At 55.9% G+C, this 22576-nt stretch carries 18 protein-coding genes and 1 riboswitch; of the genes, 9 read left to right on the top strand and 9 right to left on the bottom strand.

The genetic code is table 11. The features are described 5' to 3' along the window. Positions 1 to 35: 35 nt before the first annotated feature. Positions 36 to 132, bottom strand: a riboswitch (TPP riboswitch). 190 nt (positions 133 to 322) lie between these two features. Continuing rightward, a complete protein-coding gene (locus F3J39_RS06965) occupies positions 323 to 526 on the top strand; it encodes a hypothetical protein (protein WP_104085202.1) in 204 nt (67 codons plus the stop codon). A 57-nt stretch (positions 527 to 583) separates the two neighbouring features. Here F3J39_RS06965 and ahpF read toward each other — a convergent pair whose 3' ends face one another. Together ahpF and ahpC are read right to left on the bottom strand one after the other, a co-directional pair. Beyond that, the gene (gene ahpF, locus F3J39_RS06970) at positions 584 to 2152 is read right to left on the bottom strand and encodes an alkyl hydroperoxide reductase subunit F (RefSeq protein WP_071668018.1); all 1569 of its coding nucleotides are present in this window, start codon (positions 2150 to 2152) and stop codon (positions 584 to 586) included. A 71-nt stretch (positions 2153 to 2223) separates the two neighbouring features. Then, the gene (gene ahpC, locus F3J39_RS06975; protein WP_039385421.1) at positions 2224 to 2787 is read right to left on the bottom strand and encodes an alkyl hydroperoxide reductase subunit C; all 564 of its coding nucleotides are present in this window, start codon (positions 2785 to 2787) and stop codon (positions 2224 to 2226) included. A gap of 261 nt (positions 2788 to 3048) precedes the next feature. Between ahpC and F3J39_RS06980 the strand changes: the two genes are divergently transcribed. Further along, positions 3049 to 3495 carry a GNAT family N-acetyltransferase gene (locus tag F3J39_RS06980; RefSeq protein ID WP_166714005.1) on the top strand — a complete coding sequence of 149 codons (447 nt, stop codon included), beginning with the start codon at positions 3049 to 3051 and terminating at the stop codon, positions 3493 to 3495. A gap of 1 nt (position 3496) precedes the next feature. Here the strand turns inward: F3J39_RS06980 and apbC are convergent, their stop codons facing one another. Further along, a complete protein-coding gene (gene apbC, locus F3J39_RS06985; protein WP_104085203.1) occupies positions 3497 to 4609 on the bottom strand; it encodes an iron-sulfur cluster carrier protein ApbC in 1113 nt (370 codons plus the stop codon). A gap of 162 nt (positions 4610 to 4771) precedes the next feature. On the opposite strand from apbC, the gene metG reads away from it, so the two are divergent. The 7 genes from metG (at position 4772) to sanA (ending at position 15351) form a co-directional block, all read left to right on the top strand. Next, positions 4772 to 6805 (top strand): methionine--tRNA ligase, encoded by a 2034-nt coding sequence (metG, locus tag F3J39_RS06990; RefSeq protein ID WP_166714006.1) that lies wholly within the window; start codon positions 4772 to 4774, stop codon positions 6803 to 6805. A 476-nt stretch (positions 6806 to 7281) separates the two neighbouring features. Beyond that, entirely contained in the window at positions 7282 to 10410 is a 3129-nt protein-coding gene (locus F3J39_RS06995; RefSeq protein WP_166714007.1) for an autotransporter outer membrane beta-barrel domain-containing protein, read from the top strand. Positions 10411 to 10552: 142 nt separating this feature from the next. After that, the gene (locus F3J39_RS07000) at positions 10553 to 10939 is read left to right on the top strand and encodes a CidA/LrgA family protein (protein WP_039385425.1); all 387 of its coding nucleotides are present in this window, start codon (positions 10553 to 10555) and stop codon (positions 10937 to 10939) included. Then, positions 10932 to 11624, top strand: a complete 693-nt coding sequence (locus F3J39_RS07005; protein WP_104085205.1) for a CidB/LrgB family autolysis modulator — start codon at positions 10932 to 10934, stop codon at positions 11622 to 11624. Before F3J39_RS07000 ends, F3J39_RS07005 begins: the two co-directional genes overlap by 8 nt. A gap of 124 nt (positions 11625 to 11748) precedes the next feature. Then, positions 11749 to 12645 carry a cytidine deaminase gene (gene cdd, locus F3J39_RS07010; RefSeq protein ID WP_039386013.1) on the top strand — a complete coding sequence of 299 codons (897 nt, stop codon included), beginning with the start codon at positions 11749 to 11751 and terminating at the stop codon, positions 12643 to 12645. Positions 12646 to 12802: 157 nt separating this feature from the next. After that, positions 12803 to 14500 carry an NAD-dependent malic enzyme gene (locus F3J39_RS07015; RefSeq protein WP_039385428.1) on the top strand — a complete coding sequence of 566 codons (1698 nt, stop codon included), beginning with the start codon at positions 12803 to 12805 and terminating at the stop codon, positions 14498 to 14500. Positions 14501 to 14631: 131 nt separating this feature from the next. After that, the gene (sanA, locus tag F3J39_RS07020) at positions 14632 to 15351 is read left to right on the top strand and encodes an outer membrane permeability protein SanA (protein WP_094111868.1); all 720 of its coding nucleotides are present in this window, start codon (positions 14632 to 14634) and stop codon (positions 15349 to 15351) included. A 67-nt stretch (positions 15352 to 15418) separates the two neighbouring features. On the opposite strand, the gene mglC is transcribed toward sanA, so the two are convergent. The 6 genes from mglC to folE form a co-directional block, all read right to left on the bottom strand. Continuing rightward, positions 15419 to 16429: a galactose/methyl galactoside ABC transporter permease MglC gene (gene mglC / locus F3J39_RS07025; protein ID WP_039385433.1), complete on the bottom strand. Its 1011-nt coding sequence runs from the start codon at positions 16427 to 16429 to the stop codon at positions 15419 to 15421. Positions 16430 to 16447: 18 nt separating this feature from the next. Further along, on the bottom strand, positions 16448 to 17968 hold the full coding sequence (mglA, locus tag F3J39_RS07030; RefSeq protein ID WP_071668024.1) for a galactose/methyl galactoside ABC transporter ATP-binding protein MglA: 1521 nt from the start codon (positions 17966 to 17968) through the stop codon (positions 16448 to 16450). A gap of 69 nt (positions 17969 to 18037) precedes the next feature. After that, the gene (gene mglB, locus F3J39_RS07035) at positions 18038 to 19033 is read right to left on the bottom strand and encodes a galactose/glucose ABC transporter substrate-binding protein MglB (RefSeq protein WP_071668025.1); all 996 of its coding nucleotides are present in this window, start codon (positions 19031 to 19033) and stop codon (positions 18038 to 18040) included. Positions 19034 to 19340: 307 nt separating this feature from the next. Further along, positions 19341 to 20381 carry an HTH-type transcriptional regulator GalS gene (galS, locus tag F3J39_RS07040; RefSeq protein ID WP_039385437.1) on the bottom strand — a complete coding sequence of 347 codons (1041 nt, stop codon included), beginning with the start codon at positions 20379 to 20381 and terminating at the stop codon, positions 19341 to 19343. A 141-nt stretch (positions 20382 to 20522) separates the two neighbouring features. Continuing rightward, a complete protein-coding gene (yeiB, locus tag F3J39_RS07045) occupies positions 20523 to 21683 on the bottom strand; it encodes a DUF418 domain-containing protein YeiB (RefSeq protein WP_071668026.1) in 1161 nt (386 codons plus the stop codon). Positions 21684 to 21730: 47 nt separating this feature from the next. After that, entirely contained in the window at positions 21731 to 22396 is a 666-nt protein-coding gene (gene folE / locus F3J39_RS07050; protein WP_039385439.1) for a GTP cyclohydrolase I FolE, read from the bottom strand. Between the last annotated feature and the right edge of the window lie 180 nt (positions 22397 to 22576).

A 22576-nucleotide genomic window follows, 5' to 3' on the forward strand; every position in this document is an offset into this window, starting at 1 on the left:
ATAGCGCTCCTGTCAGGCGTACAGGAAGGCGAATGCGCGCAGGCATCTGACTTCCCTACGCTGGCATTATCCAGATCAGGTAATACGGGTATTTCTCAGCCTTCACAAAGAAGGGCACCCCGAGTCATGGTGTCTGTTACGACACACCGGCAGCTTAGGGGAAGCAATCGCACGAAGCAAGCCGCAGAGAGCAGAAAGCTTGATCTGCGCGGTAGCAGAAGCAGACAGACCGCTGGAGTGACCGGTTTATTGATACAGCGCAAGCCGCGACAACGCGGCAGCATGCTTAATCTGCTGCCGGATCACCCTGCCGGATATCACCATGCTTAACCTGCTGCGCCATCTTATTCCGCACGCTCACCGCTGGCATCAGATTACCATCAGCCGCCACGGCGTCCTGAATCCTGCCGGACGTTACTGTCAGGCTACCTTTATCACCGCGCGCTGTCGCAGCTGTGGTGTGCAGCTGCATAAGCTCTACTACCGCGACCTCAGCGATAGCGAAGCGCGCCGCTGGCTCGGCTGATTTAGCGCAAAAAAAAGCCCCGCAGCAAGGTGCGGGGCGCGGGCCGGACAGCGAGATTTACTGTGCTGGCTGGGTGCGGATCAGATAATCAAAGGCGCTGAGTGACGCTTTAGCGCCCTCGCCGCTGGCGATGATAATCTGCTTATACGGCACTGTGGTGCAGTCGCCGGCGGCAAATACGCCTTTCAGGCTGGTTTCGCACTTCGCATCGATAATCACTTCACCCATGCGGTTGCGCTCTACCGCGCCTTCAAGGAAGCCGGTATTAGGCAGCAGACCAATCTGAACAAAGATGCCGCTCAGCGCCAGCTCGTGCGTAGTCTGGGTGGTGCGATCCAGATACGCCAGCCCGGTGACTTTGCTGCCGTCGCCTTTAACTTCGGTGGTCTGGGCGTTAAGGATCACGTCGACGTTTTTCAGGCTGCGCAGTTTATCCTGCAGCACTTTGTCAGCGCGCATTTCGCCGGCAAACTCCAGCAGCGTAACGTGCTCAACAATACCGGCCAGATCGATGGCCGCTTCCACGCCGGAGTTACCGCCGCCGATAACCGCGGTACGCTTGCCTTTAAACAGCGGGCCGTCGCAGTGCGGGCAATAGGTCACGCCTTTGGTGCGATACTGATCTTCGCCCGGTACGCCCATGTTGCGCCAGCGCGCGCCGGTGGCGATGATGATGCTGCGTGATTTCAGCACCGCGCCGGAAGCGGTTTCAATGGCGTGCAATCCCCCTTCCTGCGCGGCGGGAATCAGTTTAATGGCGCTCTGTGTGTCAATCACATCTACCGCGTAATCATCGACGTGCGCGCGCAGTGAACCCGCCAGCTTCGCCCCTTCTGTTTTTGGTACAGAGATGTAGTTTTCGATATCTACCGTATCCAGTACCTGACCACCAAAACGCTCGCCCATCAGGCCGGTGCGAATACCTTTACGCGCGGAGTAGATAGCCGCTGCGGCGCCTGCCGGACCGCTGCCGATAATCAGGACTTCATAAGCATCACGCTTATTCAGTTCTTCTGCCGCACGCTTGTCAGCGTTGGTATCAACTTTTCCGACGATTTCAGCCAGGCTCATGCGGCCCTGTCCAAACTCTTTGCCGTTCAGATAGACGGCCGGCACGCCCATGACGTTGCGCTCGGTAATTTCATTCTGGAACACGCCACCATCAATGGCGGTGTGGCTGATACGCGGATTCAGTACCGCCATCAGGTTCAGCGCCTGCACCACATCCGGGCAGTTATGGCAGGAGAGCGAGTAGTAGGTTTCAAAGTGCAGATCGGTATCAAGTGACATCACCTGATCCAGCAGACTCTGCGCCTCTTTAGAGGGGTGTCCACCGGTCTGGAGTAGCGCCAGCACCAGTGACGTAAATTCATGACCCATCGGCGAGCCGGCAAAGCGCGGACCGCTCTGGCTGCCTGGGTTGGTGATCAGAAACGACGGTTTGCGTACCGGACGATCGTTCTCTTCACGGAAGCTGACTTTGTCAGAGAGCGCGGCAATATCTGCTAACAGCGTACGGATCTCAGCAGATTTGGTGCCCTCATCCAGGGTAGCAATCAACTCAACCGGTTTCGTTAGTTTCTCAAGGTAAGCCTTAAGCTGGGTTTTTAAATTGGTGTCGAGCATAGTGAGTTCCTGTGAAGAAAATCGGGTGCCGCAGCACCCGATAAAAAAGAGACCGAATGGCGTCAGGTAACTTAGATTTTACCGACCAGGTCCAGTGACGGAGCCAGCGTGGCGTCGCCCTCTTTCCATTTAGCCGGGCAAACTTCGCCTGGGTGAGAAGCCACGTACTGTGCAGCTTTCACTTTGCGCAGCAGGTCAGAGGCATCGCGGCCAATACCTTCAGCAGTGATTTCGATCGCCTGAATGATGCCTTCCGGGTCAACGATGAACGTACCGCGATCGGCCAGACCTTCTGCCTCACGCATAATTTCAAAGTTGCGGGTCAGCGCGCCGGTTGGATCGCCGATCATGGCATACTGAATCTTACCGATGGTCTCGGAAGAACCGTGCCAGGCTTTGTGGGTAAAGTGCGTGTCAGTAGAAACGGAGTAGATATCTACGCCCAGTTTCTGGAACTCTTCGTAGTGGTCTGCAACGTCACCCAGTTCGGTCGGGCATACGAAGGTGAAGTCAGCCGGGTAGAAGAAGAAAACACTCCATTTACCTTCAACGTCTTTCTCGGTTACGTCGATGAATTCGCCGTTTTTGAACGCTGCGTTTTTGAACGGTTTAATTTTGGTGTTAATGATTGACATAGTGACCTCCGTTAAAAAGATGTGATGCAGGCTACAGTTTTTTCAGGCCAGGTGCTAATACGCAGACGTTATCAATCAGATAAACAAAAGCTATCAATGCAGCGAGACCAGATCCGGTGCGGCTTGCCGCGGCATTCTACACAGAAAAGCGGCGGCGATAACAGGCTTTCTCAGAATGCGGCTAAACTGCTATTTTTTTTACAAGCTGGCACACATGACCGCGTGCCATAAGCGATGCTTGCGATTCAGGAGACCCCGCACGTGAATATCCGACCTTTTCAGGAGAGCGATCGCCCGTTTCTGCGCACGCTGTTTCTCGCCGCGCGCCGGCACAGCTGGACGTGGCTTAACGGTGATGCGTGGCAGCTGGAGGATTTTGATGCGGTGATCCTGGGTGAAACGGTGCTGGTAGCGGAGATCGGCGGCGAACGCGCGGGTTTTGCCGGCATTCTCGATAACGACAATTTTCTGCACAGCCTCTATGTTGACCCGGCGTATCAGGGTCAGGGAGTGGGCAGCGCACTGCTGCATCAGGTTACAGCACGCTTTACCTCAACCGGCGCGCTGAAATGTCTGGCAGCGAACCGGGCCGCGCTGGCGTTCTACCAGCATCACGGCTGGCAGCGCGTCGCCAGCGGCGAAGGCGAACAGGGTACCTATGTGCTGATGCACTATCCGCTGGCGGGACGCGCCAGCGAAACGGCGTGAGCTACACCGCCCGGAAGGCGATATCGCCCGGGATCACCTCACCCTGCCAGTAAAGCTGAGCGGCTACGCGCCCCGCCAGCTGGCGATAGAGGGCGGTAAAGTCGCTCTCTGGCCGGCGGATCACCGTAGGCGTCCCGTCATCCAGATCCTCCCGCAGGTGAATATGCAGCGGCAGCTGTGCCAGCAGGCGGGTGTGGTAATCCTGCACCAGCCGCTCAGCCCCGCCGGTGCCGAAGATAGGCTCATGATGGCCACACTCACTGCAGATATGCATGCTCATGTTCTCCACCACTCCCAGCACCGGCACCGCTACTTTTTCAAACATCACGATGCCTTTGCGCGCGTCCAGCAGCGCGATATCCTGCGGGGTGGTCACCACCACGGCGCCGGTGACGGGTACGCTCTGCGCCAGCGTCAGCTGGATATCGCCGGTGCCGGGCGGCATATCGAGAACCAGATAGTCGAGGTCGGGCCACAGCGTCTCGTTGAGCAGCTGCAGCAGCGCCTTGCTCGCCATCGGTCCGCGCCACACCATCGCATTATCGTCCGTAACCAGATAGCCAATTGAGTTGGTCGCGAGCCCGTGCGCCATAATCGGTGCCATGTGCGTGCCGTCAGGCGATGTCGGACGCTCCGCTTCCGTTCCCAGCATATTCGGAATGGAGGGACCGTAAATATCCGCATCCAGCAGCCCCACGCGCGCCCCTTCGGCGGCCAGCGCCAGCGCCATGTTAACCGCCGTACTCGACTTGCCGACGCCGCCTTTGCCGGAGCTGACCGCAATGATATTTTTCACGCCGTTCACGCCCGGCTGATTTTTTACCCGCTTCAGGGTGGCGATATCGTGACGCAGACGCCAGTCGATGGCGCGCGCCTGCGTCAGCCGCAGCAGCTCCGCGCTGACCTGCGCTTTGAGATCCTCAAACGCGCTGCGCCAGATAAACGGCATAACCAGCTCGATATGCAGTTTTTCATCCAGCAGCGCCACGTGCCGCAGCGCTTTCAGCGTAGTGAGATTCTGCTGCAGCGTGGGGTGCGTAAATGCGCTCAGCACGCCGCTGACCACGGCACGCAACGCTTCAGGTGAATGATAATCCCGGGATTGTGTGCTCATCCCCTCTCCTTATTTCATCATGACGCCAGAATGTAGCGGTATAAGGTCAATCATATCAGAGCAGCGCGAAAAAGAGCGCGACGCGCCTCCTGTGTTTACGCCGGAGGGTGCTTCGGTTAACATCTAACCCCGATTTTTCATTAACGGAAAGCTACGCAAATCATGACTCAAGTCGCTAAAAAATTACTGGTAACGTGCGCCCTGCCGTACGCAAACGGCTCTATCCATCTTGGTCACATGCTGGAACACATCCAGGCTGATGTATGGGTCCGTTACCAGCGAATGCGTGGCAACCAGGTTTACTTCATCTGCGCAGACGATGCGCACGGCACGCCGATTATGCTGAAAGCACAGCAGCTGGGCGTTACGCCGGAGCAGATGATCGCCGATATGAAGCAGGAGCATGAAACTGACTTCGCCGGCTTTAATATCAGCTATGACAACTATCACTCAACGCATGCCGATGAGAATCGTCAGCTGGCTGAGGTGATCTACACGCGCCTGAATGAAAATGGCTTTATTAAGAAGCGCACCATTTCGCAGCTCTACGATCCGGAAAAAGGGATGTTCCTGCCCGATCGCTTTGTGAAAGGCACCTGCCCGAAATGTAAAACGGCCGATCAGTATGGCGATAACTGCGAAGTGTGCAGCGCCACCTACAGCCCGACCGAGCTGATTGAGCCAAAGTCGGTGGTATCCGGTGCTACGCCGGTACTGCGTGACTCCGAGCACTTCTTCTTTGATCTGCCGGCGTTCAGCGAGATGCTGCAGGCGTGGACGCGTTCCGGCGCGCTGCAGGAGCAGGTCGCCAATAAGATGCAGGAGTGGTTTGAGTCGGGACTGCAGCAGTGGGATATCTCCCGCGATGCGCCCTACTTTGGCTTTGAGATCCCGGACGCGCCGGGCAAATATTTCTACGTCTGGCTGGATGCGCCAATCGGCTACATGGGCTCGTTCAAGAACCTGTGCGACAAGCGCGGCGATATCGACTTCAGCGAATTCTGGCAGAAAGATTCCGCGACCGAGCTTTATCACTTTATCGGTAAAGATATCGTCTATTTCCACAGCCTGTTCTGGCCGGCAATGCTGGAAGGCAGCGGTTTCCGCAAGCCGACCAACCTGTTTGTGCATGGCTATGTCACGGTAAACGGCGCGAAGATGTCAAAATCGCGCGGCACCTTTATCAAAGCCAGCACCTGGCTGAAGCATCTTGATGCCGACAGCCTGCGCTACTACTACGCGGCCAAGCTCTCTTCGCGCATTGATGATATCGACCTGAATCTGGAAGATTTCGTGCAGCGCGTTAACGCTGACGTAGTGAACAAAGTCGTTAACCTGGCTTCGCGCAACGCTGGTTTTATCACCAAACGCTTTAACGGCGAGCTGGCCGCTGAACTCGCCGATCCGGCGCTGTATCAGACCTTTGTGGCCGCATCAGAGAAGATTGGCGAGGCGTGGGCGAACCGTGAATATAACCGCGCTATCCGTGAGATCATGACGCTGGCCGATCTGGCGAACCGCTATGTTGATGAGCAGGCACCGTGGGTGGTGGCGAAACAGGAAGGCCGCGACGCTGATCTGCAGGCGATCTGCTCAATGGGCATCAACCTGTTCCGCGTGCTGATGACCTGGCTGAAGCCGGTACTGCCGTCGCTGAGCGAGCGTGCTGAGGCGTTTCTGCAGAGCGAACTGAGCTGGGATGGCATCGCGCAGCCGCTGCTGAATCACAGCGTGGCACCGTTCAAAGCGCTCTATGGCCGCATTGAGATGGCAAAAGTGGAGGCGCTGATTGAGGCATCGAAAGAGGATGCGGCGGCAGCCAGTCAGCCTGCGGTGAGCGGCCCGCTCGCTGACGCGCCGATTGGCGACACCATCACCATTGATGATTTCGCCAAAGTCGATATGCGCGTGGCGCTGATTGAGCAGGCGGAACTGGTTGAGGGTTCAGACAAGCTGCTGCGCCTGCAGCTCGATCTCGGCGGTGAGAAGCGTCAGATCTTCTCCGGCATTCGTGCTGCATACCCCGATCCTTCGGTACTGGTGGGCAAGATGACCATTATCGTGGCCAACCTGGCACCGCGTAAGATGCGCTTTGGCGTATCGGAAGGGATGGTGCTCTCAGCCGGCTCTGGCGGCAGCGATCTGTTTGTGCTCTCGGTGGACAGCGGCGCACAGCCCGGCATGCCGGTTAAGTAATCGCCTTTCAGCCCTCTCCTTTGAGAGGGCTTTTTTTAGTGCCATTATTCAGACAACGCGATACAGCCAGATAATCGATTTTTGCAACGCAACCTCAGAACACCCTTTTAGCGCTAACGCCAGTTATAGCATAAACCTGTGAACTACCTTGCAAATACAAGATTATTTCTGGAGATCAAATCATATAACTATTCTGTTTTATTATGACATACTAATTATCTGCCTTAAAAGCAGAGTAAATATATATCTGTCGTACCGAAAACCAGGCATCCTTTATACAAAAAACTTAGCTGTATGTGCAAAAAATAATAATCCCATCTCAAAATGCTGTTTTTATTTTAAGATGATGCAGCGCTTTAGCTAATTTATTGCCTGCTATACTTTTAGCTTTCCCACCAGCAGCGTTAATTCTCGTAGCAAGACACACCGGCTCAGGCCGCAACTCATAATGTACCAACATTACAGGACCCGGAATCATGAGCCACAAACTGTTTAACCCCTCTGCGCTGGCGCTCGCTATAGCCGGAGCATTATCTGGCTCAGGCACCGTATTTGCCACCATTACCTATCAGGGTAATGTTACGGGCACTACGTCATCCCCGCCCGCTAACGGTGCTGACTGGATTGATGCCCGCAACGACATAACTGCAACTGAAACATTGCCTGGCGTTGGCGGTATGTTTATCACCAGCGGCAGCCAGCTTACGGCTAACAGTCTGAGGTTTGCAGGTGAAGGAGATCTGGTACTGTCCGGAGCCGGTACGCGCGCAACGCTCGGCACGCTGACAACAGATAGAAATGTGGCAATTACTGTCGGCAACGGCGCATTGCTAAGTGCGAATAACATTTTGCTGCGTTTATCCTCTTCTTTTATAATTGGAGGTTCTGTTACAGGAATCGCGCCTGCTCCAGGTGCGGTTTCTGCTTCATCCGTAACGCTTGCTGATACCTCATTTATTAACTTTTCACACAACAGTAATAACTATATTTTTAATGCCAGCCTTCTCAGTAATACAGCAGGAGAGGGAGAAATTTATGTCAGAGAAGGTACCACTACGCTGGCAAAGAGCGGTAACTTCTCAGGCTCCTACCTGATCGATAATGGCTGGACACAAAACTATGCGACGCTGCTTGCTGGCGCGCCGAATGCACTGGGTCAGAATGCCACATTTGAAATTCGCTCTAAAGGCACGCTGGATACCAATGGTTACAGCCAGCAGATTGGATCAATAACGAATAATGGCGGTAAGGTTATTGTTCAGGGTGCGACTGCCGGCACCCGGGTTAATATCGCGAATGGCTATGATGGCCGCGGCGCACTGACCGTTACCGGGCGTGGTGTCACACTGAATGTGTTAAACGGGCTGGTTAACCGGGGAACGGTGGCCGTTGCGTCAGGCGCAACGCTCAGTGCTGATACGCTCAGTAATAATAACGGTCAGATTCGGTTTACCGACGGTGCCAGTGTTACAGCTGGTACGGTATATAATAATGGCCCGGTGTTTAGCGTCAGTGGTAATAATACTGCTCTGCGGGTCACTAATCAGCTTACTAACCTTCGAACATTACAAATTCTGAACGACGCAACCGCGTTGACAGGCAGCGTAAGTAATAGCGGTAACCTGTTACTGAACGGCAATGGCACCACGCTAACGGTGGCCAGACAGCTGGCGAGTACCGGCATAGTACTGGTACAGAGCGGGGCTACGCTGGCAGCTGATAGCCTTTTGATAAGCGGTAATAGCACCACTGCGCCCTCAATGCTCTCTGTCGGCAACATTAATGGTTATGTTGCTGATAGCGCCGGGCGCGTCAATGCCAGGGAGATTACGCTCGCCTCCTCACCCACCTCGCGCGCGCTGGTGAATTTTAACCACACCAATGCGAATTATAATTTTGCTTCGCCTGTAACCGGTGCAGGGGATGTCGTGGTGACATCCGGGGTAACGACACTCTCTGGCCTCAATAGCTACTCAGGGAGCACTACCGTAACGGGGGGGACTCTGCGGGCAGGTGCAGACAATACCTTTAGCACAGCCTCCACCTGGAATATTGGCAGCAACGGTGAACTGGATCTGAACGGCTACCGTCAGACGCTGGGCGACACCACCAATGCCGGTACTATCCGGCTTGCCGGCGCCGCTGCCGGTAATGTCCTTACTGTCGATGGCAACTACACCGGTAACGACGGCACTCTGATATTCGGCACCGAGCTTGATGATGACAATGCCCGTACCGATCGGCTGGTGGTCACCGGCGATGCCAGCGGTACCACCAATATCGTCGTGAATAACCTTGGCGGACGCGGCGCGCAAACCTATAACGGCATTGAGCTGATTGAAGTGCAGGGCAGCGCCGACAGCAGCGCGTTCCGTCAGCAGGGACGCATTGTAGCGGGCGCCTATGAATACCGCCTGCTGCGCGGTAATAAAAACTGGTATCTGACCAATCGCGTTAATCTGGAAACGGGCCTGCCGATTATCGGCGGCGGTGGCGACAACGGTGGCGGTGACGGCGGTGATAACGGCAGCGGCGGTGACAACGGCAGCGGCGGTGATAACGGCAGCGGCGATGATAACGGCAGCGGCGATGATAACGGCGGCGGCGGTGATAACGGCAGTAGCGGTAATAACGGCGGCGGGGAAAGCGTGGCAGTACTGCGCCCGGAAGGCGGCGCTTATGCTGCTAACCTCGCCACTGCATCCACGCTGTTCGATACCCGTATGAGCGATCGTCAGGGCACCTGGTACCTTGATCCGCTGACCGGCGAACAGCAGTACACGTCACTCTGGCTGCACGTCTCCGGCGATCATAATCGTCAGCACGCCGGTGACGGCCAGCTACGTACCCGAGCCAACAGCGTAGTGACCCTGCTCGGCGGCGATATTGCCGCTACTGACACTGCCCGCGTCGGCCTGATGGCGGGCTATGGCAACAGCAAAAGCAGTACTGCATCCGGGATCACCGGCTACCGCGCCCGCGGCCAGATCAATGGCTATACCACTGGTATATATGGTACCTGGTTTGCCAAAGGGACCGATGAAAAAGGCCTGTGGGCAGACAGCACACTGCAGTACAGCTGGGTTAACAATCAGGTAGAGGGTGAGGATGAAGCGGGTGAATCTTATCGCTCAAAAGGGCTTAATGCCTCGCTCTCTTCCGGCTATGTCATTCCGCTGGCGCAGAGCGAGCGTCGTGCTTTCTATCTGCAGCCGCAGGCGCGCATCGGCTGGTCCGGTATTAAGGCTGATGACCATACCGAGCGCAACGGCACACTGGTGCAAGGCAGCGGTCAGGATAATGTCAGCAGCAGCCTGGGGGTTAAAGCCTTTATGAAGAGCCATGCTGCGCAGGACGATCGCAACGACCGCCGCTTCAGCCTGTTCACCGAAGCCAACTGGATCCACAACAGTCGTGAATACGCGGTGCGCATGGATGATGTAGTGGTCTCACAACAGGGCAGTCGCAATATTGCCGAAGCGCGCGTGGGCGTGGACGGTGCGCTGGGCGGTGGTCTCGGCCTGAAAGGCACTATTGGTCAGCAGGTGGGTGATAACGGCTGGTCTGATACTCAGGCGGCCATCAGCGTCAGCTATCGCTTCTGACTGCGGCTCCGGGCATCGTCTGCAAACCGCAGAGGACCCGGGCGCCCTTTTTATGAGTTTCTGGTTCAGCGCCGGCTTTTGTGACGTCTGGCACGCTAAGCGCGTAATGCGTATGATGTAAAACAGATGACCGAAGCCGGAGATGTCTGACGTGTTAACTGCCTGCTGGCGCTATCTGCGCGCCTTTATGATTATCTATGCCGCGCTCTATGCCGGTATCGCGCTCGCCGCCCTGCTTCCCTTTACTATTCCCGGCAGTATTATCGGTATGCTGCTGCTGTTTTTACTACTGGGGCTGCAAATTCTGCCGGTCCGCTGGGTAAAGCCCGGCTGCCATCTGCTGATCCGCTATATGGCGCTGCTGTTTGTACCGATAAGCGTCGGCGTCATCAGCTATACCGATGTACTTTCCGCGCAGTTTGGGCCGATTGTGGTCTCCTGCCTCACCAGTACGCTGATGGTGCTGGTGGTGGTGGGTTTTAGCGCTGAACGCCTGCAGCGCCCGAAACAGGAGCAGCCGCATGAGTGACGCCTGGTGGTCCCTGCCGCTGACGCTGGCTGCTTATTTTGTGGCGCGCCGACTGGCGGCAAAGCTCAAAATCTCGCTGATTAATCCGCTGCTGGTAGCCATGGCCATCATTATTCCGGTGCTGCTGCTGACGCATACCCCCTATACGCGCTATTTTGCCGGCAGCGCACTGCTGAATCAGCTGCTGCAGCCAGCGGTCGTGGCCTTAGCGCTGCCGCTTTATGAGCAGATGCATCAGATCCGCGCACGCTGGAAAACCATCATCAGCGTCTGCTTTATTGGCAGCCTGACCGCCATGGTATCCGGCACGGCGATGGCGCTGTGGCTGGGCGCCACACCGGAGATCGCCGCGACGCTCCTGCCCAAATCAGTCACCACCCCGATTGCGATGGCGGTCTCTGCCTCGCTGCACGGTATTCCGGCCATCAGCGCTATCTGCGTGCTGATCGCGGGCGTATTTGGTGCCGTATTCGGGCACATGCTGCTGAACCTGCTGCGCATTCGCAGCAAAGCATCGCGTGGCCTGGCGATTGGCAACGCGTCACACGCGCTGGGCACGGCGCGGGCGGCGGAAATCGACTATCAGGAAGGGGCGTTCAGTTCACTGGCGCTGGTGATCTGCGGCATCATTACCTCTTTACTGGCACCGTTTATCTTTCCGCTGCTGATGGCGTGGTTTGGCTGAAAGTTTGCGAGAGATCTCGCAAAGTTGAAACAACTCAATCAGCTTGCATTGTCATAGCGACATGGATCACATATAACTCAGCAGGCGGCGCCCCGCCGCTGATGAGTTAATGAGGCCTGACACCATGCACCCACGATTCTCTTCCGCTTTCTCCGACCTGCCGGCTGCCCTGCAGCAGGCGCTGCAGCCGCTGCTGGACGCGCCAGATTTTCACGGCGTGCTCCGCCCTGACGAGTTGATACAGCTGCAGCAGGTCACCGGACTGGAAGAGGATGCGCTGGCGCTGGCGCTCCTGCCGCTCGCCGCCTGCTGTGCGGTTGCGCCGCTCTCGCGCTTTAACGTTGGCGCTATCGCGCGTGGCGTCAGCGGCCACTGGTATTTTGGGGCAAATATGGAGTTTCGCGGCGCCACGATGCAGCAGACGGTACACGCTGAGCAGAGCGCGATTACCCACGCCTGGCTGCGCGGTGAAACGGCGCTGGCGGCCATCACCGTAAACTACACGCCGTGCGGCCACTGCCGTCAGTTTATGAATGAGCTGAACAGCGGCACGGCGATCCGCATCAGCCTGCCGGGCCGTGACGTGAACACGCTGGCCCACTACCTGCCCGATGCATTTGGTCCTGCCGACCTCAATATTACCGAACGGCTGATGACGCCGGTTGACCACGCCTTTGCCCCTGCTGGCGATGCGCTGCAGCAGGCGGCAATCCGGGCAGCCAGCCAGAGCCACGCGCCTTACAGCTTCAGCTACAGCGGTGTGGCGCTGGAGAGCCACAGCGGCGCCATTTACAGCGGCCGCTATGCGGAGAATGCCGCCTTCAACCCGAGCCTGCCGCCGCTGCAGGCCGCGCTGATCCTGATGAATATGCATCATGAACCGCTGGAAACTATTCGCCGCGCGGCGCTGGCCGAGTCTGCAGAGGGTACGCTGACGCAGGCGGACGCCACGCGGGCGACGCTGGCCGCGCTCGGCTGCCGTGAGCTGACGATTACTTTAGTTTCAAAAACATCCGTTTAGTGATCCTTTTACCGCTTTTGTGACCTGCTGTTAACAAAAGCTGTACATCTGCCGGAATTTTCATAGGATCGGGCGCCAGACCTTCACAATAATCAGATCTGGCGTGACCTTTTCGTAGCGATACGTCAGCAAACACTGCAACCGGAGCAAACATTGCATGGAACTCGAGTACGAAAGTAAACGCCCGCTCTATATCCCCTATGCGGGTCCGATTCTGCTGGAATTTCCGCTGCTGAATAAAGGCAGCGCCTTCTCTCTGGAAGAGCGAAACGAATTTAATCTTAATGGCCTGCTGCCGGATGCGGTTGAGACTATTGAAGAGCAGGCGGAACGCGCCTGGCGTCAGTTCCTGGATTTCAAAAACAACAACGACAAGCACGTCTATCTGCGCAATATCCAGGATACCAACGAAACCCTGTTCTACCGCCTGCTGGATAATCATCTGGAAGAGATGATGCCGATTATCTACACCCCGACCGTGGGCGCGGCATGCGAGCACTTCTCCGAAATTTACCGTCGCGCGCGCGGCGTATTTATCTCCTACAACAATCGCGATCGCATCGAAGACATGCTGCAGAACGCCACCAAGCAGAATGTGAAGGTTATTGTGGTCACGGATGGCGAGCGCATTCTGGGCCTGGGCGACCTCGGCATCGGCGGCATGGGTATTCCGATTGGTAAACTGTCGCTCTATACCGCCTGCGGCGGCATCAGTCCGGCTTATACCCTGCCGGTGGTGCTGGATGTCGGAACCAATAACCCGCAGCTGCTCAACGACCCGCTCTATATGGGCTGGCGTCATCCGCGCATTAGCGGCGAAGAGTATGAGTCGTTTGTGAATGAATTTATTCAGGCGGTGAAACGTCGCTGGCCAAACGTCCTGCTGCAGTTCGAAGATTTTGCACAGAAAAACGCTATGCCGCTGCTGCAGCGCTATCGCGATGAAATCTGCTGCTTCAACGACGATATTCAGGGCACCGCAGCCGTTACCGTTGGTACCCTGATTGCCGCCAGCCGCGCCGCAGGCAGCCGCCTGTGCGAGCAGAAAGTGGTCTTCCTCGGCGCCGGTTCTGCAGGCTGTGGTATTGCTGAACAGATCGTTGCGCAGATGAAATCTGAAGGACTGAGCGATGATGAAGCGCGTTCGCGCGTCATGATGGTTGACCGCTTTGGTCTGCTCACCGACAAGCTGCCAAACCTGCTCGACTTCCAGAGCAGGCTGGTGCAGAAAAGTGACAATCTGAAAGCCTGGGACGTCACCAGCGACACGATTTCGCTGCTGGATGTGGTGCGCAACGCGCAGCCCGATATTCTGATCGGCGTATCGGGCCAGCCAGGCCTGTTTACCGAAGAGATCATTCGCGAGATGCATAAGCACTGCAAACGCCCTATCGTGATGCCGCTCTCTAACCCGACGTCACGCGTGGAAGCGACGCCAGCGGATATCATCGCCTGGACCGACGGTGCCGCGCTGGTTGCCACCGGCAGCCCGTTCTCACCGGTGACCTGGAAAGGCAAAACCTATCCGATTGCCCAGTGCAACAACTCCTATATCTTCCCGGGCATCGGACTCGGCGTGATTGCCGCGGGCGCAACGCGCGTGACCGATTCCATGCTGATGACCGCCAGCCGCGCGCTGGCTGACTGCTCGCCGCTGGTTAACGACGGCGAAGGTCCGGTCCTGCCGGAGATCAAAGATATTCAGGGCGTCTCTAAACTGATTGCGATGGAAGTGGGCAAAGCGGCACAGCTGGCTGGCGTTGCCGTGGTAACGTCGGAGGATGTGCTCTCTAAAGCGGTTCACAACAACTTCTGGCTGCCGCAGTATCGCCACTACCGCCGTACCTCTATCTGATCGCCTCAGCGCCGGATTTCGATCCGGCACTGCCGAAAAAAACATCAGCCAGCCGGGGTGAGCTTGCTTAGCCGCCCCGGCTCAAGTAGCCTTGAAGCACCCTGAATCCTGCCTGTTGAGTTGCCGCGCGCATGCTGAAACGCGTTTTCTTTGCTCTGATCATCATCATCTTAGCGATGGTGGCGACCGCGCTCGGCCTTGATCGCTGGATCAGCTGGAAAACCGCGCCGTTTATCTATGAAGATGTCGCCTCGCTGCCGCATCGTCAGGTTGGCGTGGTACTGGGCACCGCGAAATATTATCGTGCCGGCGTCATTAATCAGTATTACCTCTATCGCATGCAGGGCGCGCTCAACGCCTATAACAGCGGCAAAGTTAACTACCTGCTGCTGAGCGGCGACAACGCCCAGCAGAGCTATAACGAGCCCGCCACCATGCGACGCGATCTGATTAAAGCTGGCGTCGATCCAGCCGACATCGTGCTGGATTATGCCGGTTTTCGCACGCTCGACTCCATTGTGCGCACGCGCAAGGTGTTTGACACCAACGACTTCATTATTATCACCCAGCGCTTTCACTGCGAGCGGGCGCTCTACATTGCGCTGCACCTTGGCATTCAGGCACAGTGCTATGCCGTACCCTCGCCGAAAAATATGCTGTCGGTGCGCGCACGCGAAGTCGGTGCCCGGCTGGGCGCCATGGCCGATCTCTATCTGATGAAGCGCGAGCCGCGTTTTCTCGGACCGCTGGTGCCAATTCCGGCAGTGCATACGGTGCCGGAAGATGCGCAGAGCTATCCGGCGGTCACGCCTGAACAGCTGCTGGAGCTGGAAGAGAAGCTGCGTAAGTAGCCTTTGCTGCGGCCGGCAGCCATAAAAAAAGGCTGCGCCAGCGCAGCCTTTTTCCGTTACTTCACGCTTATTTCTTGCGCGAGTATTTCAGTGAATCCAGCGCCACGGCGAAGATAATGATGCCGCCCTTGATGATGTACTGCCAGTAAGGGTTCACGCCGATGTAAGTCAGGCCGTAGTTGATTACGGTAAAGATAATTACCCCGGTCACGACGCCTGCGACCGTACCCACACCGCCGGCGAAGGAGACGCCGCCCACCACGCAGGCGGCAATCGCATCCAGCTCATACATAAAGCCGAGGTTGTTGGTGGCGCTGCCAATACGGCCCGCTTCCAGCAGACCGCCAAACGCATAGAACACACCTGACAGGGCATAGACCAGAATCAGGTTGAACGGCACGTTAACGCCTGAAACTTTTGCCGCTTCCGGGTTACCGCCAATCGCAAAAATGTTTTTACCGAAGCGGGTTTTATTCCACAGGATCCAGACAAACACGATAGCGATAATGGCGTAAAAGGTGATAAACGAGAGCTTGAAGTCACCAAAGCGCAGGAAACCCTGGGTAAAGGTGGAGAAGCCCGCGTCAAAGCCGGCGATCGGCGAGGCACCGACAAAATCGTAGTAGAGGGAGTTAATACCATACACGATGATCATCGTACCCAGCGTGGTAATAAACGGCGTTACCTTGAGGTATGCGATGATCACGCCGTTTACCAGGCCAATCACGCCGCCGATAATGCACACTACCAGAATAACCAGCGGAATCGGCATGGTTTCCAGATGCGGGAAAACCTTGTTCGCGTTATCCATCGACTGCAGCAGCGTCGCCGCCACTACCGCCGCCAGGCCAACCTGCCGCCCGGCGGAGAGGTCAGTACCCTGAGTCACAATCAGCCCGGCCACGCCCAGCGCGATAATAATACGCACCGACGATTGCGTCAGGATGTTACTCAGGTTCATTAAACTTAAAAACGTCGGATCCTGGAAAATAATAATCGCCAGCAGAACAAACAGGACGACGTAAATACCGCCCTCTTTTAACCAGGTTAGCGCATTCTTTTTAGTAGTCGCTTTCATTTTAAAGCCCTTGCTTCATTAAAGGTGTAATGACGCTAAACGCAGGATTTCATTCTGCGAGGTCGTTTTTGTATCGACAATACCGGCTACCTGACCGTTACTCATTACCAGAATACGATCGGTTATACCCAGCAGCTCTGGCATTTCTGAGGAGATAATAATAATGCCCTTCTCTTTTTTGGCCAGTTCTGAAATCAGCTGATAAATTTCAAATTTAGCCCCTACGTCAATACCGCGCGTAGGTTCATCAAGCATTAATATTTCCGGCTGGGTCAGCAGCCAGCGGCCAATAATGACCTTCTGCTGGTTACCGCCTGAAAGCGAGCCAATCTGCGTATGGTGACCTGGCGTTTTTACCCGCATCGAGTCAATAACCCACTGGGTATCGCTCTTCATACGCTTATTATCAAGCAGGCCGATACTGGATTTATATTTTTTAATATTGGAGATAAGCGAGTTAAAGCCGATATCGAGATAGGCGTAGATCCCGGTGGAGCGACGCTCTTCTGTCACCAGCGCAAAACCGTGGTTAATCGCTTCGTTTGCACTGTGGTTGTTGATCGCTTTGCCGTGCAGCCGGATAGTTCCGCCCGACTTCTCGCGAATGCCAAACAGCGTCTCAACGATATCGGTACGCTTGGCACCCACCAGTCCGGCGATACCGAGGATCTCTCCTTTATGCAGGTCAAATGAGATATCACGAATCGAGGGCTGACGCAGTGAAGTGAGGTTGCGGACTTCCAGAATCACCTCGCCCGGCACGTTGCTCTTATCCGGGAAGCGCTGATTAAGCGAACGACCCACCATCATGGCGATGATCTTATCCATATCCAGCCCTTCCAGCGACTGAGTGGCGATCCACTGTCCGTCGCGCAGAATGGTGATCTCGTCGCACAGCTGAAAGATCTCTTCCATCTTATGCGAGATATAGACAATACCGCAGCCGCGATCTTTTAGTTTACGAATAATAGTAAACAGGTGGTTAACTTCTTTTTCCGTCAGCGAAGAGGTCGGTTCATCCATAATGACAATTTTGGCATCATAGGAGAACGCTTTGGCAATTTCAATCATCTGCATCTGCGATACAGAAAGATTCGCCACTTTATCGCGCGGATCGATATCAATATCGAGTTCATCAAAGATCGCTTTGGTATCGCGATACATTTTGTCCTGATCGACAAATGGCCCTTTACGCGGGTAGCGACCCAGCCACATATTATCCATCACGCTGCGCTGCAGCACGAGGTTTAATTCCTGATGCACCATTGAGACGCCATTTTCCAGCGCTTCTTTAGAGCTTTTATAGTCAATCTCCTGGCCCTGAAAAAGAATACTCCCCGTATCTTTTTTATAGATGCCAAATAAGCACTTTAACAATGTCGATTTTCCGGCGCCGTTTTCACCCATTAAGGCATGGACGGAGTGCGGCCGCACTTTCAAATTCACATTATCTAAGGCTTTCACCCCTGGAAATGATTTCGAGACATTCGTCATCTCCAGCAGATATTCACGCTGTGTGGTCGGATTCTCACTGGCCATAATTTACCTGGCTAAAAAAAGCGTATGCAGATGCAATAAGGCGCGGCAAATTGCCGCGCCCGGAATAGATTACTTCGCAAACTGAGAGAGGTTCTCTTTATCTACGGCGACATAAGGCACGCGAACCACTTTATCTTCCATCTTGAAGTTAGTGCCCGCGGTTGGCTCTTTGCCATCTGCCAGGTTCTTCGCGATATCCAGCGTGGCTTTCGCCTGGTTTTCCGCATCGTTCAGCACGGTACCCGCCATCGCACCCGATTTCACCAGCGCCAGCGCTTCTGGCAGCGCATCAACACCAAACACCGGAATGCTTGATTTGTTGTGTGCTTTCAGCGCTTCAACCGCGCCCATTGCCATTGCATCGTTGTTGGCAATGATCACTTCAATTTTGTTAGCGTTCGGACCGGAGAGCCACGCATCGACTTTATCTTTCGCCTGAGCGGTATCCCACATTGCGGTATCCATCGCCAGCTGCTGCGTCTTGATGCCATCTTTGTTCAGGGTGTCGATAACATATTTGGTACGCGCTTCAGCATCCGGGTGGCCTGGCTCGCCTTTCAGCAGGACAAACTGAATCTGTCCATCTTTGTTCAGATCCCAGGCTGGCGTCGATTTCCAGTGCTTCTCAATCAGCTCGCCCTGTTTGATACCTGACTCTTTTGAGTCTGTACCGACATAATAGGCTTTCGGATAGCTGGCCAGCACTTTGGCGTTCGGCTCTTTGTTGAAGAACACAATTGGTACGTCATTGGCTTTTGCTTTGTCGATGACTACCGCTGCCGCTGCCGGATCTACCAGGTTAATTGCCAGCGCTTTCACGCCCTTGGCCATCAGCACGTCAATCTGATCGTTCTGTTTGGACTGGTCATTCTGCGAGTCATTCATCAGCAGCTGAATGCCGCCCAGCGTTTTCGCCTCTTTCTCGATATCCTTACGCACCATTGACATGAAGTTGTCATCATATTTGTAAATGGTCACGCCAATGCGGGTATCGGCGGCGTGTGCAGTTGCACCAAACATCATGCTGGCAACCAGTGCTGTGAGCGTGAAAACCTTCTTATTCATGGTATCTCCGGTTTTAATTATGCAGGGTATTTCATTGCGCCCTGCTGCCTGCGGGCAGCGAACGCAGTCGGTTGAAACGCTATCATTCTGGAGCAGGCGCGGGCGTTAGCCGGACCGCTCTCCCTATCCTGACTTCCCTGTACGTAACCGCTTCCTGAAGAGTGTTGTGAACCATTTCAATCGGCTACTGAAACCTGTCCGGAGAGGCGTGACCCGGCGTTTCATGATGTTTCAGTCCGGTAAGACGCTGCCATCATAGTGAGCGGTCTGGTAATTAACTGTGAATGTAATCACATATTGGAAACGGTTACATGGCGCTATCGCCTGGATTAGTGATCGACTCCACAATTTGTCGCTGGGCCACTGAGTGACGCCGCACCAGCGTAGGCATGAAGCAGTGCGATGCCTGAGGATCCAGCTCACCGGCTGCGCCTTTCAGCGCCAGCTCTGTTGCCAGTTTTGCCATAGAAACAATGGGATAGCGTACGGTTGTCAGCTGGGGATCGGTGTAACGGGAAATAGGAATGTCATCAAAACCGATGACAGAAAAATGCTGCGGCACCTGAATGCCGTTATCTTTCAGCGCCGTCAGGGCGCCAGCCGCCATGCCATCGTTATAGGAAAACACGGCGGTCAGATGCAGATTGCGCCCGAGCAGCTCCACCATCGCGGCTTCACCGCCCTGCATATCGGGTTCAGCATGGGCGATCCACGCCTCTGCCGGCTGGATACCCTGCTCTGACAGCGCCTGCAGCCAGCCATCGCGGCGCTGAGCCACATCTTCAATCGGGTGGCTGGAGCTGAGATAGCCGATACGCTGATGCCCCTGCTGCAGCAGCATGCGGGTGGCAACCTGCGCACCGGTTACATTGTCGAGACAGACGCAGCGATGCTCGTAGCCGCGGATCACCCGGTTAACCAGCACCATTCCCGGCACCTGATCCATAAACTGCGTGAGTTCAGCGTCTGAAAGCGTTTTCGCATGTACCACCAGCGCATTGCAGCGCTGACGGATCAGCACCTCAATGGCGTGCCGCTCTTTATCTTCCTGATGCCAGGAATTACTGATGAGAACATGCTTATGCACCCGCTGTGCCACGGTATCCACCGCTTTCACCAGCGCGCCAAAAAAGGGATCGGAGACATCCATGACAACGACACCAATCGTGTCGCTGACCTGGGTGGCGAGCGCCTGTGCGTTGGCGTTCGGACGATAGCCCAGCGATTCCACCGCCTGCAGCACGGCGTCGCGGGTATCAGAGGTGACGGCACTGCTGTTATTGAGCACGCGCGACACGGTGGCAACAGAAACTCCCGCCAGTCGGGCGACATCACGAATCGTTATCATGCAGCGGTTCCACAAAGGCTGAAAGACGCGACAGGCGCGTAATAGCGCTATAGTGTCAGGCCGCAGACTTCAGCTACGTGAAACAGCTCACATCAATGAAAACGGTTACATTGCTTTATGCGATCTTTGTGATGCAGGTCATTATCTGACAGGCGGCACTGCGGTGCCGGTTGCAGAGAGACGCTGCGTCAGCCAGCGCCACAGCCACTCCAGCGGCCCCTGACGAAAATAGCGCAGCCAGAGCGCTGAGAAGAGAAGATTGACTACCCAGATAACGGGCACCAGCGCCAGCAGCTGTAACCGGTTAAAGTGCAGGAAGAGATCAAACCGGTAGAAAAGCGTGGTACAGATTAGCGTCTGTAACAGATAGTTGCTCAGCGCCATGCGCCCCACTCCCTGAATCAGGTTGCATAGCCGGTTACGCGCGAGCGCAGGCCAGAAGCCGAGACAGAGCGCCGCATAGCCGAGGCTGATAAAAGGCGAGGCGAGATCGCGCGGCACCTGCAGATAAAAGCTGGTCCAGCGCTGCGCCCACTGCAGCTGCCACTGCGCAACGATACCCGGCACCGCGATTAGCCAGCCGGTCGTCAGCAGCAGCAGTGCGGCGCGCCGGTAGTGCTGCAGGCTGAACTCACCGGTCAGCCAGCCGCAGCGCAGCAGCGCGGCACCCATCAGCATCAGCCCCGCCAGCTGCCAGCCATACTGGGATGCCAGCGCCATCAGGCCCGATGCGAGCAGATCGAGCCGGTTGCGTACCGCTTCCCAGCCGCCCACCAGCTTCCAGTAACTTTCATACTCCAGCACAGCGGCACCCGGCTGCCAGCCGCTGCTGCTCTGATTGCCGGAGATCGCTCCGAAGATAAGCAGCACCGCACAGCCGACCAGATAGAGCAGCACGCCGGTCTGAAACAGCGCACGCTCAGAGGGCACTTCACGCAGCAGACGCCAGATAATCAGGCCGATAAGCCCATAGTCGAGGAGAATATCCCCTTCCCAGAAGAAGACGCCGTGGATAAACCCGAGCAGCACCAGCAGCGTCAGGCGCGTGCTGATCCAGCGCTTACCGCGGGGGATCTGCAGCGCCAGTCCGGCGCCAAACAGCAGTGCAAACAGCGTGAGGAATTTCAGCTGCGCCAGCCCGTCCAGTATCGCCCAGGTCCAGGCATCCTGCGGCGTAACGCTGCCCTGCCAGGCGGGATTAAGATAGGCGGCTGACGGCAGGCCAAAGCCGGTAATATTGAGCAGCAAAATGCCCAGAACCGCGCATCCGCGAATAAAATCCAGCGCCTGGTAGCGTTGCATTGCGGCCCTCAGCCATCAAAAAAGGCGGCACCGGGGCCGCCTGGGGATCAGATATGACGTACCGCGCGCAGGAACTCCTGACGCGTATTCTGGCTCGATTTAAATAGCCCGCCCAGCGACGTGGTCGTGGTTGCGCTGGTCGCATCTTTCACGCCGCGCGCTTTTACGCAGTAGTGAACTGCATCAATCGACACCGCCACGTTAGTGGTGCCAAGCAGCGTCTGCAGCGCGACCAGCACCTGCTGCGTCAGGCGCTCCTGCACCTGCGGGCGCTGGGCGAAAAACTGCACGATGCGGTTGATTTTCGACAGGCCAATCACTTTGTCTTTGGGAATGTAGGCCACCGTCGCCTTGCCATCGATGATCACAAAATGGTGTTCGCAGGTGCTGGTCAGCGTGATGTCACGCACCGTCACCATCTCGTCCACTTTCATTTTGTTTTCGATAACGGTGATTTTCGGGAAGTTGGCGTAATCGAGACCTGAGAAAATCTCATCCACATACATTTTTGCGATGCGATGCGGCGTCTCCATCAGGCTGTCATCTTCCAGGTCCAGATTCAGCAGCTGCATGATTTGCGTCATGTGACCGGCAATTTCACGCTTGCGCGTTTCGCTATCCATTTCGCGCACCGGGGCGCGTAACGGCGTTTCCAGACCGCGCGCCAGCAGCGCTTCATGAACCAGGGCGGCTTCCTGACTTAAGGTGCTCATCGTTCTCATTCTCCGGCAGGTGATGCGCCCGCGGAACATAGCCCGCGGGGGAAATTCTGAGCGCGTATTGTGAAACACAACGCAGGCTTAATCCAGTAATCAATCTGATTGGCAATCAGCACGTGCGCGTGCGCGGCACCAAAAGGCGCAAAAAAGCGGCTGTTGCTGTCGCTATCACTA

The organism is Pantoea sp. Acro-807 (assembly GCF_011752675.1).
GTDB lineage: Bacteria > Pseudomonadota > Gammaproteobacteria > Enterobacterales > Enterobacteriaceae > Pantoea > Pantoea eucrina.